A 17,313-nucleotide genomic window follows, 5' to 3' on the forward strand; every position below is an offset into this window, starting at 1 on the left:
TTGATAATGATAAATCATATTTATACTGAAGTATATAATAATAAAACATCTTAAAATAATTATGATAAATTAAAATACAATTCCCTTATTTAAAAATATAAAAAATCCCAGTCATATTTATGGCTGGGATTTAGAAAACTAGTCGTCATAATGTCACTAAAAAATTAATTTTAGTTTTTTAAAAAACTATCCAAATATTTTTTGATTTTTCCTTCATTAACATAAACAGGATAATTGTTTTTAATTCCAACAACAAACTCAAGAATAGTATCAGCTCTAAACATCTTTTGATAATGATCAAATATTTTTTTGCCTCTTTCTCCATTATCAACAACAACTTTAGAAGTCTTAACTGTGAAAATAATATTTTGTTCTCCATTCTTAATAGGAATAACCCTAGTTATTCCTATAGGTCCAGAAAATACTTCAGATACTCCATCTTCTCCTAAAATATCACGCTTAGAAACATCAGATGGAATAAAAGGAAAACGACTAATACCATTAATACTTAAGATTTTTTTATTTAGTTTAAATCCTATATCCCCTAATTTTTTATTATAATTAATCAATTTATTAGCTTTGAGAGATAGTTCTTCCTTCTGTTTAGCAATTTTCCAATCTTTTTTAACTTGTTCTATCACTTCACTTAATTTCTTATTACGAGAAGCAACAATATCTTTTACATTAATCCAAACATAGCTCCCATTATCCAATCTAATGAGCTGAGTTTTATTAGCACCATCTCTCAATGAAAAAGCAAAATTTAATACCATATTGGGAACATCTAAATTGAACTTTACTCCCAGCATATCTTCCGCTGATTCACTAAGTAAAGGAAGATCTGTAATTGAAACATTTTCCATCTTAGCAAGATCTACAATACTACTGCCAGAAGATATCATAGACTGCTGTTTTTTAATATCATCTGACATCATCTGAGACGCACGTGAATAACGGACTTCTTTTTCCAGAGTTTCTTTTACATCATTGAATGATTTAACATAAGAAGGATTTATCTCACTCACACGAACAATAACAAATCCATAAGATCCCTTGATAACACCTGTATATCCGCCTTTTTTAGCAACAGAGAAAATTGAATCCGCCAATTTATTATCAGGAACATTTTCTTTAGAAAAAGTTCCTACTAGCATGTCACTAGCGGTTTTCCCTTTTTGATTAGCTAATTGCTCAAAAGATTTACCTTTTTGCAATGATTTAAAAGCTTCATTTGCCTCATTTTCATCTAAAAAGAACAATTGATCATATTTGCGAGTTTCTGGAACAGAATAACGAGACTTTACTTTCTCGTATTCTACACGCAAATCATTATCTGAAAGATTAACTTTATTTAACTTATCATTAATATTGATCATCATATAAGATATTTTCCTATATTCAGGAGCAATATAATTCTTCTCAAACTTATCAAACCATGCTTTGAGAACTTCTTCTGACGGATCAGCAGGAACAGGCATATCGCTTCTATTGATAATTAAATAATCTATATCTCTTTTTTCAAAAAGTTGTCGTTTAATCTGATCAAGCATTATACTAGGAAGGTAAATACTCTCTGAAATCATTTGCAACAAACTATCACGGGATATCATTTTTCTAAAGGAATCAACGAAATCTCTTTCACTAATCATTGATTTTTTTATCATATCTAAAAATAAGTCATGACTATATTTTCCATCTTCTCCATGGAAGGCTGGATATCCTTGAATTATATCAAACGCGTGTTTTAAGGGAGTTATAAAACCTATATCTTCATTAAACTGATTTATAGCGCACTCAATTATGAGTTGCTGAATAACTTGTTGATCTATTTCCATAGATATAAGATCTGCGACAGATATATCATATCCATATTGTTGTGATAAAATGTATAATGTCTTCTTCAACCTATCAACGAATAGATCAAAAGATACTTTCTGTTTTCCAACAGAGACAACTGTTTCTGATCTCTTATAAAAAGAAAAAATGCTAGACAAGCCCCATACAAAAAAAGGAGCAATCAAGATAACAAGAAAAATTTTTGCAACCCAAGTACGAGAAGCTTTACGCATCATTTCTATCATGAAAATTATAATCCCCTAAGCTATTTGAAACAATTTATCACATCTCATTACTATATAATACAAATAATTACTATATAATACAAATTCGCTCTATCAATAGCACTGTAAAATAACACACACACATTACAAATGACTTATATAATCTAATATTTATATACATAATAATTAAGCAAATATCTTATAAACACACACACTTTATCTTACACTTCGTTCTAATTAACTAATTCAAAAACTCATGTTATAAAAGCAAATTAAAAATAATAAGCAAATAAAAAAAACCAGTTATTTATAATTTTATATGACAATAAAATTATCGAATATCAATTCAACAATCAATATACCATATCTTTATATTAGATAAATTGTTAATCTTACAATAAATCCTCAATGAAAATAAGCAATAAGAAAGTTCAGAATCACTTATACATTAACTATATATAATAATAAATACCAACAATAGCAATTATTTAACCTGTGACAATAATTTTCTTAAATATGAAAATTAGTACCTAATAATTTCATTATAATGTACTAATTAATAGATTCAAGATAAAGATTATGATAATCTATTAATCATATAATATCTTTGTGATCCAAATAAATATTATACAGTTATTTTGAATTGCATAGTACAATATTTAATCGTGCTTTTCCTATTATGGTACAATAAAGTGTATATTTATGAAATATAGCTCCAATATTAAACGATTATTTGTCGATTTTCCTTTATCGAACGGATATAAAGGAAAAGCCAGTGAGTATCAGTATAACTATCTATCAAATGTATTGCGTATGAAAGAAGGAGAAAACATTCTACTTTTTAATGGAAAAGACGGAGAATGGATGGGAGAGATTTCTTATAAAGATACTAAAGGAATTATATTAAAAGTAATAGATCAAACTAAAACTCAAACTCAACCATTTGATTTACAATATATTTTCTCACCAATCAAAAACAAACGCCTTATTTATATGATTCAAAAATCAGTCGAAATGGGAGCAGGTTCCATTCATCCAGTTATCACTAAATACACACAAAACAAGAATTATAATATGGATCGTATACGGACTTATATAATAAGTGCAGCAGAACAATGCAATATTATCTCAATTCCTTCTATATATCCTCCAGTTGAACTAGATGTTATTTTGGAAAATTGGGATAATAATCGACTAATCATTTTTGCAGACGAAACATATAACGAAAAAAATTCTTTGAATATTCTTAAGAAAATACCTAATAAATCTCCCCTAGCAATCCTTGTAGGACCAGAAGGAGGATATCATCCTGAGGAAATAAAAAAATTACGATCTCTTCCTTTTGTAATTCCTATATCATTAGGACCAAGAATATTGCGATCTGATACCGCAGCGGTTGCAATAATGGCATTAGTTCAATCTATTTGTGGAGATTGGTATAGATTACTATAAAGCATTAAGAATGATTATTTACCCAAAAAGTTACTAATTATGATTAATTGGATTTTGCGTACATATCAATTTAAGCATTGTTTTTCATATATTTTAAGGAATAAATATGATTTCTAATTTATCGAGAGAAAATATCGTAATTTCTATAGAGGATCTAGTTAATCATATCGCATCTGGTGTTAAATCAAAACACGATCTTTACATCGGAGCAGAACATGAAAGCTTTATCTTTTCACAAAAGGATAATAGCCCTGTCCCTTATAAAGGCGAAAGAAGTATTGAAACTATTTTATCTAATATCAAAAAAAAACTTATATGGGAACCAATTATGGATCAGCAAAATCTTATTGGGCTCAAAGATCCTTTTAGCAAAGCTGCAATATCCCTAGAGCCAGGAGGACAATTTGAATTATCAAGTACAACTTTAAAAAACATACATCAAATCAAAGAAGAAATGTTTAAATATATAAAAAATCTAAAAGAGGTTACAAATGACCTTGATATGAAAATTATGGGAATGGGAGCTAATCCAAAATGGAAAATAAGTGAAATTCCAATAATTCCTAAATCACGATATAAGATTATGAAAGAATACATGCCACAAATAGGAACGAGCGGTCTAGATATGATGTTTAGAACTTGCACCACACAAGTAAGCCTTGATTTCCATAGCGAAAAAGATATGGCGGTCAAGTTGCGTGTATCTTTAAAATTACAGCCAATTATTACAGCAATATTTGCATCTTCTCCTTTTACTGAAAAAAAAATTAATGGATTTCAATCATGGCGTAGCGAAATATGGATCAATACAGACAAAAACCGCACAGGAATTATTCCATATGCTTTTGAAAATAATTTCGGATTTGAAGATTACACCCAATGGGCTCTTGATATTCCAATGTATTTTGTTATACGCGACGATCAATATTACAAATGCACAAATATAACGTTTCGTCAGTTTATAAATGGAGCCCTCAAAGGAAAAATTAAACAATGGCATGCTACAATAGAAGACTGGGAAAATCACCTGTCAACATTATTTCCAGATGTTCGTTTAAGAAATTGTCTCGAAATGCGTGGCGCAGATTCAGGAAGGCCAGAACAGATTCTTGCTATATCAGCTTTTTGGACAGGTATTCTTTATGATGATTCAGCATTGCAAGAGGTAAATAATTTAACATCTGAATGGTCTTTTGATGACATCAATAAATTACGCTATAGCGTGACACATAAAGGAATAAGATCGAAAATTAAAGGTCAATATATATCAAGTATTGCAGATAAAATTATTAATATTTCTAGAAATGGTTTGAGAAATCGAGGACATTTAAATCATAGGAAAGAGGATGAAACTATTTTTTTAAAACCAATAGAAAAAATAATTAATGAAAATAAAAGCCCTGCTGATGAAATGATAAATTCTTATCATGGAAAATGGAAAGAATCAGTAGAACCATGCTTTGAAGAATATACTTATTAAATTAGCCTAATACATAGCTTTTAAACAAGTAAGCATATAAATATTTGATAATAATTACATAGTAATCTTATCTAAGATAAATCTAAAACATTTATCTTATCAAGATATAAATTATATATCCTGACAATAATAACTATATAAAATAATTTTTATAGATTTTTTTTAAAATAAAAAATAAAATTGCGGCATGCATGTGAATGCTTGAATATAAATTATGATATAAGCTTAATTAATAGAATTGTTTAAATTAAGATAATTATTTAATATTTTACATATTTATAAAAAATATTTTTTTATGGGTATAACATAAATTTTTCCCATTTATCCATAATTGTCTTACGAGAAAATACAATCCGCTCATGAAGACGATAAGGTCGTTCTTCCCAAAATTCTATATGCAAAGGACAAATTCGGAAACCACACCACCAAACAGGCCGAGGTATTTCACATGATTGGTAGATACTTGTATACTTTTCCACTGATCTTTTTAAAATATCAGCAGATTCCATTATCTGCGATTGTTTAGAGGCCCAAGCGCCTATTTGACTACCACGTGGACGAGAAGCATAATAGGAATCTGATTCTGAATCGCAGCACTTGTTAACAAATCCACGCAAACGAACTTGCCTACACAAAGATTTCCAATAAAAACATAATGATACCTTTGGATTATCTTTCATTTCATAGCCCTTACAACTCTCACTATTTGTATAGAATACAAAACCATCATTATCAAAATACTTCACAAGAACTACACGAGCATTAGGAAAACCATCTTTATTAGAAGTTGCTAACACCGCCGCATCAGGATAATGCGGCTCACAACGTTGCGCATCTTCCATCCATTGAGAAAAAAAAGAAAGAAATTCGTAATCATCAACGATATGATCTTTTTTCACTTTATAAACCGCCTACTTATTGCTTATATAAAAAACATGCAAAAGCAACGCTTTTGATATTTAGTCAAACTTGAATCTATAAAAAATCTATGTAATACAAATATTAAAATTAGATCAAGTAGTTTTTAGGAGTTTTAGTATGCCTCAAATAGATGGCCTAATGAAAAATAAACGGGGCATTGTTTTCGGTGTTGCAAACAATCGCTCTCTTGCGTGGTCAATTGCTAAAATGTGCCATGATGCAGGCGCTGAGGTTGCGCTGACATGGCAAGGGGATGCAGTGAAAAAACGTATTGAAAATTTAGTTGATGGAATGAATTTTTTTATGGCCGGACATTGCAATGTTTCTGATGTAGAAACAATTAAAAATGTGTTTAGAAATGTAGAAAAACGTTGGGGAAAAATAGATTTTATTGTCCATGCTGTTGCATTTTCAGAAAAAAGTGAATTGACAGGTCCTTACATAAATACAAGCCGCGAAAATTTTATTAACACAATGGATATATCAGTATATTCGTTTACGTCATTAGCTGCTCACGCGGAACCAATGATGAATGCCAATGGAAGCATGTTAACTTTAACTTATATTGGATCAGCAAGAGTTATGCCTCATTATAACGTGATGGGTCTCGCTAAGTCAGCTCTGGAAACTTCTGTTAGATATCTCGCTATGGATTTAGGGAAAAAAGGGATTAGAATAAATGCAATATCTGCTGGGCCTGTTAAGACCCTTGCATCATCTGCTATTGGTGATTTTAGATATATTTTAAAATGGAATGAGTATAATTCTCCTCTAAGACGTAATATAACTTATGATGAAGTTGGGAAATCTGCACTTTATATGCTATCTGACCTTTCTAGTGGCGTTACTGGTGAATGTCACTATGTAGATGCCGGGTACCATGTTGTTGGCATGAAAGTAGAAGATGCTCCAGATATATCTGTTGTCATGGATAACAACAATAAAACAGAATAGATATCCTATATACAGCACGTAATTAACTATATCCCGAATATAATACATTGGGATATAGTCTTGTTTTTTTTGTTTAGGGTAATAATAAAAATCTAACATAATTTACAATATGATTTTTAGATTATTTTTTGATTTAAAATCAAATGGACATAACTAACAATATGCGGAATGATAAATTTTAAACCAATAACTATATTAATAGCCGTTTCTATTGCTCATCTTTAAAGTCAGAAATTTTAGAATTAGTTATAATATCAGCAATTAAATTATTAGAATAATAGTATTCAGGTATCAAAATAACAGATTCATGTTCAGAGGATGATAGTTTAAAGAAATTGCGTTGACTCGAGTTCTTCTTTAAAATTTCCAAGAGATAATTATTAGGAATACCATCTACAGTAACATCAATTATTCTTTGAAAAGACATAATAGCTTTCCTAGTCATATCGTTAAAAGATCCGTCACAATCACCATGGTATAGATCACGTTTTTTTAATTCTTTTTGTATTTCTTCTAATAAACTAATTTTATTATCGCTAATAATAGAACTTTTAAATGAAGATTTTTCATCATTATATTCTACTCTTTCTAATCTAAAAGTCATGCCATCATCTTTAATAGGATCCATCATACTGCGAATAGAACCTAAAATAATCTGATCAAATTGATAATTACGAGTAACTAATAATGGTGAAGGATGCCTACCCTTCTGATGATATAACGCATTATATAATATCCATATAAAAATTATACCATATCCTATTGTAATAGATATGAATTTAGGATGCATATATATAATTTTTCTAAATAATTTTATAAAATAAGAAAAAAAACCAAGAAAACTAATATTATATCCTTTTCTAAACATTATCTCTATAAACACCTATAATATATGTGTATACATATATTTTTTAATAGATTAATTCAACGAACAATTATTAGCATAAAAAACAAAATCCTATATCAATAGAAAGCAACAACAAATAAATCTAAAAAAGATACTACATGATCAATAGAACTGAAAATCATGCAAACAATCAATAAATATTATAAATTAATTTCTTTATTCATTTAATTTAATTTTTTTATATTAATAAATTACATAAATATATATAATAAAAAACACATGTTATAAAATAATAATAATAAATTTAAAAATGCACGCATATACTTTTTTTAAAAATATAACTAAATTCCTTAGCTATTGTAAGGCAGATCTTACATACAAATGATAAATCTAAACTACTATAAGAAGATTTATATAAGTATATTAAAAGTAAATTATAATGAATATTAAATACTGGTTTAATAATAATCAACAAAATTAATCATATTATACTATTGTTATCGAAATTTGATTTGTTATAATGGTGTGTCATGATATTAACTTTGGGATAGTTGATAGGGTGTTTTCTATTTTTAAAAAAATCTTCTGGATATCAATGGCTTTTTTTATTTTGTCAAAATTATATCCAGAACATCTTAGTAAACAAGAAAAATCAGAATCAGATATTCACTCTGACATAAAAGATATAGCAACTATCACATCTAATACATTTAATTACGCAAGTAATGTTTGCAACGTACAACCTGATACATGCGTCGTATGGCATAGAGTAGTTTCTAGCTTTAAAAAACATACTATACACGGCGCAAAAATTGCATATAGATTTATAAAATCAAGTATTGATTCTAATGAGAAAAATCCTAAAGTAGAAATAACTAATCAAAGCAATGATTTAAGGAAACATACCTAGATTTTCTTTAAATTGTTATTGATTGTATATTATGATTATTACATCTTGAAATATAACTTTATACTGGTATATACCGTGATTCATATTGACCAAATTATAAAAGATATGGAAATAATGGACGATGATAACGACCGTTATCAATATCTAATAGAATTAGGTAAAAAACTACCTATTTTCCCAAAAGAAAAACAGATAGAAAGCAATATGGAGAAAGAATGTGCTAGCGCTTTATGGAGATCTATCGAATTTGAAAATATAGAAGGCGATTATCACATTATAAAGCTATATCTATTTTCAGATTCTCATATAATACGTGGACTTTTATACATAGTTCAAAGTATATATGAAGGCAAAAAAGCTCATGAAATAGCTAAAATAAATTCTACAAAAATCTTTAATGAGATGCAATTAATTGAAATTTTATCTATAAAACGCACTAATGGAATTTATTCAGTAATAGGAAAAATTAATACAGCAGCCAAACAATGTATGATCAATAATCATTTAAAATAATAGCAAAAAACATAAATTAAAATATTTTTCTATCTTTTTATTTATAAATATATACTTTGTTAATTGATAAATATATATTTATCGTGATAAAGTGATACATAAGAAGGTTATTATTTTTATTAAAAATATCAATAAAATATAAAGGAATGATATATTATATTCCCTTTGATTATTATGTTTTTTATATAATATAATTTTTGATTATAGTGGATTGTGTTTTAAGCCCTTGTAGCTCAGCTGGTAGAGCGCCTGATTTGTAATCAGGAGGTAGCGGGTTCGAGTCCTGCCGGGGGCACCAAAAAAGTTATAACTCATTTATCTTACATCGTTTTTTTATAAATTTGGTCGTACCTTTTAAAAGGTAACACCAGAAATATTTAATTTTACACACTTAATAATTCCGCTTACGCTTCTCTTCTAACCACTAATACTTTTAACTTTTTTCTAATATCTAAACCAATCTTGTACATTATTTATATTCTTCTTCAGAATTTTATTAATTCACCTTCTTTTTAAAAGTGATTTTGAGATATCTGATAATACCAAGATTAAACATAAAATTTTTTAACATCTTATATTATTCAGTTTTTATTATAATCCAGAAGAATTAGGCCCCCATTAAAAACGTGATATAAACATTTATAAATATATTTACTATAATATCTTCTGATCGATTTTTAATAATGTTTAAACCTTCGTAAAAATCACATTCAATATGTTCATCACTTAAATATAAAACACAATGAACACAGATAAGCTGTTAAATACAAACCTTCAAACCGCTTGATTAAGTATATTAATTTTTAGGAATATCATTTATATATTCTTTCTTTTGCTTGTATTATATAGTTATGAATAACAATGTGGCAAAATAAAAAAGCTAAAACATATTATCCTAATATTCTTACAGAGCATCTCTTAACTTTTATTGAAGAAAAAATATGATAGGATGGAGGGAAAAATAAGATATCTTATAAAGATCATACTCGTTTTGATTTTCTTATCAATAAAATATATAAAAAGTATAAAAGATCAGATCACCGCATGTAGCATTATTTCTGATTGAATTTTGGGGATTTCATAGCTGTTGCTTTTGGGATTGGCAAAAAATAATTGCTAAAGGATTATCATTGATATTATCCTAAATCCTATCTTGCACAGTTTTATATGTCTATCAAAAGCCTGTAATACAGGATATTTATATCCTATGGTCTGTTGACTTTATCTACCCATAAGATAAATAAACAACAACGGATAAAAAATAATGATAAATAGAATGAACTAAAGCATTAAATTAATCTATCCTATCCATTTTAGATAGTTGATCTTTAATCTGAACTAATCTGATAAGTTTATATGCTTTAAGTTATTCAATATCCACTCTGCAAGATCAATTTTAGTATAATTATTTTGTCCAATTCTAACATCATCTTATCATATTATATCGACTGTTTATACATCAGATATTCTGCTACAAAATCAACTATTTTCTCAAAAATGAGGGAACAAAACGAATAAGAAACCTTAATATACCATATCGCTAAAAACGATGTAATAATTGTGAAAACATTTTTTAAAACTTATTATAGAATAGATAAAGTATTCTATAGAAGAAAAATTTGTATTTTTAAATATTCCTGTTTCTTAGCAATTGAACTTTTCTTTTACGATATTTTACTTATAAAACTTCTGAACTTTGTTGGAATCAAATTATCATAAAACTGAATCTTTTAAATAAGTTAGTTAAAAAGTTATTACATGCATGTTAGATCATGTTAGATATTGAATAAAATTTATAATGATTGTAATTTTATATGAAATAAATCATGAGTTTTTTTATTAATAATAAATTAAAAACATCTACTTTAATGCTACTTAGTATGGCAACACCAAGTTATGCACTAGCTGATGCTTTTGATCTACGCCAAGTAGCAATGAAAGCCCACAAAACGTTGGTAATATATAGCTGCTAACCAAGATGCTGCAAAAGTCAAGAAGGAAGCGCACAAAATACTGGTTCTGATCAAGGAAGTGCGCACAACAGTAGTGATAACATCCCAACATATGTTAATACTACATTAAATCCATCTTATGGGCCTTATGTAACAAACTGGAGTGATACTGAAAGCAATTGTATTTATCCTACATCTATCCCTTATGAAAATTTTTATGATCAATCTTCAGAACCTTCAAGACCAGATCCATTAGATGATTATCCTAGATAAACTTCATAGAAGCATTCTTCTAAATCAAAATATAGAAATTAAATACCGAGAAATGCTATTATCTAGATGTTAACGCTAAATTATTGCTAGTATTAATGTGATTTATCTCAATTATTAAAACTTAATATTAATATTTCACTATACATTTAAATCGATATTTATTGGATACTAATGCGATAATTTCATTACGCAAGTATATCGCAAAAATTAAGGGAAAGGCTTAAAGGCTATTTCCCTTAATTTGTCTTGAAAGAATAGTATAAAACTCATCAGCAAATTCTTCCATTTGCACAGAAAATTTCCTTACATTTTCCATCAATATATTATAAGCAAATGTTGATGTAATTGAAACTAATAAACCAAGCATAATACTAATCAAAGCTCCTGTTATCTCTGGCAGAACAACAACAATACTTGTAAACCTATATGCAGCAATAATTTGAAGAGAATTTATTAAACCTAAAACTATTCCTAACAAACCTATAAGGAAGCTAATTGATGCTATAGCAGATAAAATGCCTAATTTATCGACTATATCCTCTAATTCACGGGAAATAGCAACGTTCATCATACGATCTATTCTACCTTGCACCCCACCATCATGAGAACATGCACCTTTCTCAAAACTTTTTTTCCATTCGCACATAGCAGAAATGAATATTAAAGCTGATCCTATATTTTTACGATCTATTAGTAATTTATACAATTCTTCCAGAGATTGACCTGACCAAAAAATCTGATCAAATTCCTTAGATTTTTGACGTATTATAGCAAATTTCAAGACCTTTTCAATAATAATGCTCCAAGAAAAAATAGAAAGAAAAATCAATAAAATTATGATAAACTTAATCGCTATTCCTGTTTGAATAAACAATGAAAAAATATTCACATCCACAATATCTAATGCAGCACTACTCACAGCTCCCCCATAAATAAAAATCAGATCTAAATCATATCAAATAAATTTCAAAGAAAAATAATATTATTATTTATAACTTATAACTAATAATAAAAATTTGATAATAATGATCAGCTCAAACTTATACTAAAAAATCATATCTTAAAAATTGATTTAAATCTAATTTTAAAATTTCAGACAAAAATATATCTAAATTTTAATATTATTTTGTTCTGATCTTTTGAGCAAAATATATTGAGTATTATCCTTATAAAATTAGTTATTAAAAATTATAATACTATAGCATAGTTTAAATTATTTAGATAAGGATCAACAAACAGATCTATTTTAACTTGTTATTACTATCGCTATCATCTTTTGAATAATTCATCGGATATAAGAGACCAAGATGTTCAAAAGCAATAGGCATCAAGATTCGTCCACGTGGGGTCCTCTGAATAAAACCTCTTTGTATCATATAGGGTTCTATTAAATCTTCTATTGCATCGCGTGGTTCAGAAAGTGCTGCTGAGATGGTTTCTATTCCAACTGGGCCTCCTCTAAAATTACAAGCGATCATATTTAAATAGCGCAGATCAAGTTGATCAAATCCCATCTTATCAACATATAAGCGTATAAGAGCGTCATTTGCAATATTCTTAGTAATGGTATCAAAATGCGCGACTTCAGCGAAATCCCGTACACGACGCAAAAGTCTACCAGCTATACGAGGTGTTCCCCTAGAGCGCATAGCAATTTCATAAGCAGCATCATCTGTTATAATAAGACCTATTAATGAAGCACCTCTCTGTACTATTTTTTTCAAATCATCTATCTCATAAAAATTCAATCTGATTGGAATGCCAAAACGGTCTTGCAGAGGATTACTCAAAAGACCAGCCCTAGTAGTAGCAGCTATAAGAGTAAAACGAGATAAATCGATTTTTACAGAACGAGCAGCTGGCCCTTCTCCAACCATAATATCAAGTTTAAAATCCTCCATAGCAGGATAAAGAATTTCTTCTACAACGATACTTAATCTATGTATTTCATCAATAAATAAAACATCACGATCTTCTAAATTAGTTAACAAAGCTGCAAGATCACCTGCTTTAGCTATTACAGGACCTGAAGTTGAACGAAAATTAACCCCTAATTCTCTAGCAACAACTTGTGCAAGAGTAGTTTTACCTAATCCTGGAGGTCCTACAAATAAAACGTGATCCAATGCCTCAGAACGAGCCTTTGCCGCCTCTATAAAAACCTTTAAATTAGCACATACCTCAACTTGACCAATGAATTCATCTAAGCTATTCGGACGAGATAAATAAATATCATTTTCTTCATTAGATGCATTATGAGATAGTAATCCATCGCGATTCTTCATCTTACTAATATCTTAATAGCAATAACATGTCTAAAACTATTAATTAACATGACACTTCCTTCAAAGCTAATTTAATGATCTGACCATCACAAGTAATATTTTTTTCTCGTTTGATAACTGCAGAAACAGCAATTGTCGCTTGATCACGGCTGTAACCCAAGTTAACTAATGCTGATATAGCATTATTTGCGACAGATGAGATAGAATCTAAATTAGAATTCTTATCTCCATTAGAATTAATAATCTGCCCCTGTGAATAGCTTGATAAAGAAATTGCCTTATCTTTAAGTTCTGTAATAATACGACTGGCTACTTTCAGACCAATTCCAGGAATTTTAGCAAGAACCTTATTATCCTGCAATATTATAGAATCAACTAATTCTGAAGGAGCCATATGAGATAATATACTAATAGCAACTCTTGCACCTATACCTTGTACATTTTGTAATAAAACAAACCATTTACGATCTAAATCAGATAAAAACCCGTAAAGTTTAATTTGATCTTGCCGGAAATGTGTTTCAATGAATAAAATACAGCTATCTCCTAACTCTCCAATATTAGACAATGTACGCATAGGACAATGTATTATATAACAAACGCCTTTAACGTCAATTAATACATAATCATCATATAATTCATCAATATTACCTTTGATTTTTCCTATCATATCCTATCTAATTCCCTGATCATATATTAAAATAATATGATATATTAATAATTCAATAGTTTCCATAATTTGAATGATGAGCATGACAAACAGCTATAGCTAATGCATCAGCAGCGTCTTTGCCTTTAAACATAACTCCTGGCACTAACATTTCTAGCATCATATGAACTTGTTTCTTATCTCCATGACCAACACCTGTTATTGCCTTTTTAATGGTATTTGGAGCATATTCAGACACGGGAACCCCTACAATAGCAGGAGATAAAATTGCTATTGCACGAGCTTGACCCAGCTTAAGAGTAGATGCTGCACCCTTATTAACAAAAACTTGCTCAACAGCAGCCATCTCAGGATCCCACTCTTTAATTACACTGCTTAAACCGTTATACAACTGACATAGGCGATGATCCAGAGATTTTTGTGCAGAAGAGATTATCGTACCAGAAGAAACAAAAATTAAATTATCACCTATTACATCAATAATTCCCCATCCAGTACGACAAAGACCAGGATCTATACCTATAATTCGATTTGATTTTCGCATCATTTAAATGGCTTCCTTAAAGTATAGAAAATGTTATCTTTTCCTATATAAGAAAATTATATCGTTGCATATGATTATAATCGAGATTATGCTGAAGCTTATCAAATATAAAGCGTAAGAATAATATATCAAACATCATATTATAAAAGATATATATTTGTAAATTGATTAAAAAAAAGATGATCTTTTATAAGTAACTATTATTTTTATATTAATTGATGATATTTTTAAAAGTGTAATGCCTTTTAGATATTACTGTAAAGGTCCCGTAGCTCAGCAGGATAGAGCACCAGATTCCTAATCTGGTTGTCGCGCGTTCGAATCGCGCCGGGATCACCATAAAAAATATAAATAATTGATTTTATATCTTTTTTATAATTTTAGGCGCACCTTTTAAAAGATAATATTAAACCAGTACACACCAAAATATAATCTTATAAATATCAAAGTTTATTAAAATATAGCCAATTATATATTAAATTGTTGACATAATTAATAAGTTAATGATAAAGAGCGAGCGATATTTTTAGTTAAATATTCTACGATAGAGTGTAAATAAGAATGATTTATTAATGTATTTTATTGTTGAAAATCAAAAATAGACCAACCTGTTTTAGACGATAAAAGCTCAAGAGCATTTGCCCCTAACAAAGAATTACCAGCTTTATTCAAACCAGGAGACCATACTGCAATAGATGCTTTAGACGGAACGACAGCTAAAATTCCACCACCAACACCACTTTTGCCAGGCAAACCAACACGACATGCAAAATCACCAGAATTATCATAATGACCACACGTAAGCATTAAGGAATTTATAAATTTACAATGTTGCGGAGATATTATATGTTGATTTATTAACGGATCGAAACCACGACATGAAAGATATAATCCCGATCTTGCAAGTTGCGCACAATTCATAACAATAGCGCAATGATTAAAATAAACTTTTAAAACATCCTCAATATTATGATTTAAATTTCTATATGAATGAATAGAGTTTGCAAGAGCATAATTACGATAGCCAGTAGAAATTTCTGAATCTGCAACAATAGAATCTATATAAATAGATTGATCATCAGAAATCTTTCTCATAAAAATTAGGAAGTTTTCTATTGCACAATCAGTAGAAATTCCTTCAAGCATCATATCAGCCATAACTATAGAGCCAGCATTAACAAACGGATTACGCGGGACACCATGCTCATATTCAAGTTGAATTATTGAATCAAAAGACCATCCTGTTGGTTCACGACCTATACGTTTCCAAACATCATCACCAAAATTTTGCAAAACCATCGTGAGAAGAAAGACTTTTGAAATACTTTGTACTGAAAAAAATACATCAAAATCTCCTACAGAATACACATTTCCATCTGGCAGAGCAATAGACATTCCAAAGTGATCAGGATCCACTTTAGCTAATTCAGGGATATAATCAGCCACAAGGCCTTGACCAATGCAAGGCTTTATATCTTCATAAATATCATATAAAATTTTCTTTAAATCCAAATATCATATGCTCCAAATATCAATAAAATTCATACTCAATTATTATCTAGAGTAAAACTCAACAACAAGATTTGGCTCCATCACAACTGGATAAGGAACATCGCTTAAAGAAGCAGGAACCCTTACAAAAGTTGCAACCATCTTCTCATGATCAACACTGATATGATCAGGGACATCTCGTTCAGAAAGCTGTATGGCATCTAAAACAGAAGCGAGCTGCTTAGACTTTTCCTTTACTTCAATAACGTCACCAGCCTTACAACGATAAGATCCAATATTAACAGATGAACCATTAACCAAAACATGACAGTGGTTAACAAATTGACGAGCAGCAAAAATGGTTGGAACAAATTTAGAACGATATACTATCGTATCAAGACGAGATTCAAGGAAAGATATCAAGTTCTGAGAAGTATCTCCTCTAGCACGATCAGCTTTTTTAAATATTGAATGAAATTGCTTTTCACTAATATCACCATAATATTTTTTCATCTTTTGTTTAGCACGCAATTGCAATCCAAAATATGAAGGTTTTAACTTACGACGCTGACCATGTAAACCTGGACCATAAGAACGAGTATTAACAGGCGATTTTGGACGACCCCAAAGATTTTCACCTAGACGACGATCTATTTTATGCTTGGCCGATTCACGTTTACTCATTACATTCCTTTCAAATTACCGTTTCCGTAGATTTATATATAAATTGCATAACCAGGAAACGCACCCTCCTTATATTTCACAATGAAAATTTGACAGATCATAGAAGATATAAATGCTTAAAAGCATCAAAACTATGATCACGGGATACGTCTAACTAATAAAAAAAGCAAAACATTAATTTAATATAGCACTCTATAAAGCTAATCTATATAAAACAATCCACTTATAAGATCAATAATAAAAACAACATCATATTACTTATAACTAATTTTTTTTA

14 protein-coding genes and 2 tRNA genes are annotated in these 17,313 nt (G+C 29.1%); 7 read left to right on the forward strand and 9 right to left on the reverse strand.

What is annotated here, in order from left to right:
- Nucleotides 1-170: 170 nt before the first annotated feature.
- Nucleotides 171-2,081 carry a SurA N-terminal domain-containing protein gene (locus LAM_RS03945; RefSeq protein WP_007557424.1) on the reverse strand — a complete coding sequence of 637 codons (1,911 nt, stop codon included), beginning with the start codon at nt 2,079-2,081 and terminating at the stop codon, nt 171-173.
- Nucleotides 2,082-2,762: 681 nt separating this feature from the next.
- On the opposite strand from LAM_RS03945, the gene LAM_RS03950 reads away from it, so the two are divergent.
- Nucleotides 2,763-3,512, forward strand: coding sequence for a 16S rRNA (uracil(1498)-N(3))-methyltransferase (locus LAM_RS03950; RefSeq protein ID WP_007557423.1), 750 nt, complete (start codon nt 2,763-2,765; stop codon nt 3,510-3,512).
- 106 nt (nt 3,513-3,618) lie between these two features.
- On the forward strand, nt 3,619-4,992 hold the full coding sequence (locus LAM_RS03955) for a glutamate--cysteine ligase (protein ID WP_007557422.1): 1,374 nt from the start codon (nt 3,619-3,621) through the stop codon (nt 4,990-4,992).
- 293 nt (nt 4,993-5,285) lie between these two features.
- Here the strand turns inward: LAM_RS03955 and pdxH are convergent, their stop codons facing one another.
- The gene (gene pdxH, locus LAM_RS03960; RefSeq protein ID WP_007557420.1) at nt 5,286-5,891 is read right to left on the reverse strand and encodes a pyridoxamine 5'-phosphate oxidase; all 606 of its coding nucleotides are present in this window, start codon (nt 5,889-5,891) and stop codon (nt 5,286-5,288) included.
- Between the two features lie 139 nt (nt 5,892-6,030).
- Between pdxH and fabI the strand changes: the two genes are divergently transcribed.
- The gene (gene fabI, locus LAM_RS03965) at nt 6,031-6,867 is read left to right on the forward strand and encodes an enoyl-ACP reductase FabI (RefSeq protein ID WP_007557419.1); all 837 of its coding nucleotides are present in this window, start codon (nt 6,031-6,033) and stop codon (nt 6,865-6,867) included.
- Between the two features lie 208 nt (nt 6,868-7,075).
- Here the strand turns inward: fabI and LAM_RS05190 are convergent, their stop codons facing one another.
- Entirely contained in the window at nt 7,076-7,735 is a 660-nt protein-coding gene (locus LAM_RS05190) for a peptidoglycan-binding domain-containing protein (RefSeq protein ID WP_007557417.1), read from the reverse strand.
- A gap of 574 nt (nt 7,736-8,309) precedes the next feature.
- Between LAM_RS05190 and LAM_RS03975 the strand changes: the two genes are divergently transcribed.
- The 3 genes from LAM_RS03975 to LAM_RS03985 all read left to right on the forward strand — a co-directional run bounded on the left by LAM_RS03975 (nt 8,310) and on the right by LAM_RS03985 (nt 9,435).
- Nucleotides 8,310-8,624, forward strand: a complete 315-nt coding sequence (locus LAM_RS03975; RefSeq protein WP_144079414.1) for a DUF5330 domain-containing protein — start codon at nt 8,310-8,312, stop codon at nt 8,622-8,624.
- Nucleotides 8,625-8,699: 75 nt separating this feature from the next.
- Nucleotides 8,700-9,137 (forward strand): SufE family protein, encoded by a 438-nt coding sequence (locus LAM_RS03980; RefSeq protein WP_007557415.1) that lies wholly within the window; start codon nt 8,700-8,702, stop codon nt 9,135-9,137.
- Between the two features lie 222 nt (nt 9,138-9,359).
- Nucleotides 9,360-9,435: transfer RNA gene (locus LAM_RS03985), tRNA-Thr, on the forward strand.
- Nucleotides 9,436-11,582: 2,147 nt separating this feature from the next.
- On the opposite strand, the gene LAM_RS03990 is transcribed toward LAM_RS03985, so the two are convergent.
- The 4 genes from LAM_RS03990 to ruvC all read right to left on the reverse strand — a co-directional run bounded on the left by LAM_RS03990 (nt 11,583) and on the right by ruvC (nt 14,861).
- Nucleotides 11,583-12,281 (reverse strand): MotA/TolQ/ExbB proton channel family protein, encoded by a 699-nt coding sequence (locus LAM_RS03990; RefSeq protein WP_007557414.1) that lies wholly within the window; start codon nt 12,279-12,281, stop codon nt 11,583-11,585.
- 322 nt (nt 12,282-12,603) lie between these two features.
- Entirely contained in the window at nt 12,604-13,647 is a 1,044-nt protein-coding gene (ruvB, locus tag LAM_RS03995) for a Holliday junction branch migration DNA helicase RuvB (protein WP_007557413.1), read from the reverse strand.
- A gap of 43 nt (nt 13,648-13,690) precedes the next feature.
- A complete protein-coding gene (ruvA, locus tag LAM_RS04000; RefSeq protein WP_007557412.1) occupies nt 13,691-14,317 on the reverse strand; it encodes a Holliday junction branch migration protein RuvA in 627 nt (208 codons plus the stop codon).
- A 52-nt stretch (nt 14,318-14,369) separates the two neighbouring features.
- Nucleotides 14,370-14,861, reverse strand: a complete 492-nt coding sequence (ruvC, locus tag LAM_RS04005) for a crossover junction endodeoxyribonuclease RuvC (protein ID WP_040055916.1) — start codon at nt 14,859-14,861, stop codon at nt 14,370-14,372.
- Nucleotides 14,862-15,123: 262 nt separating this feature from the next.
- Between ruvC and LAM_RS04010 the strand changes: the two genes are divergently transcribed.
- Nucleotides 15,124-15,200: transfer RNA gene (locus LAM_RS04010), tRNA-Arg, on the forward strand.
- Nucleotides 15,201-15,440: 240 nt separating this feature from the next.
- Here LAM_RS04010 and LAM_RS04015 read toward each other — a convergent pair.
- Nucleotides 15,441-16,373 (reverse strand): glutaminase, encoded by a 933-nt coding sequence (locus LAM_RS04015; protein WP_007557410.1) that lies wholly within the window; start codon nt 16,371-16,373, stop codon nt 15,441-15,443.
- A 42-nt stretch (nt 16,374-16,415) separates the two neighbouring features.
- On the reverse strand, nt 16,416-17,036 hold the full coding sequence (gene rpsD / locus LAM_RS04020) for a 30S ribosomal protein S4 (RefSeq protein ID WP_007557409.1): 621 nt from the start codon (nt 17,034-17,036) through the stop codon (nt 16,416-16,418).
- Between the last annotated feature and the right edge of the window lie 277 nt (nt 17,037-17,313).

This window comes from Candidatus Liberibacter americanus str. Sao Paulo, from assembly GCF_000496595.1.
Lineage (GTDB): Bacteria > Pseudomonadota > Alphaproteobacteria > Rhizobiales > Rhizobiaceae > Liberibacter > Liberibacter americanus.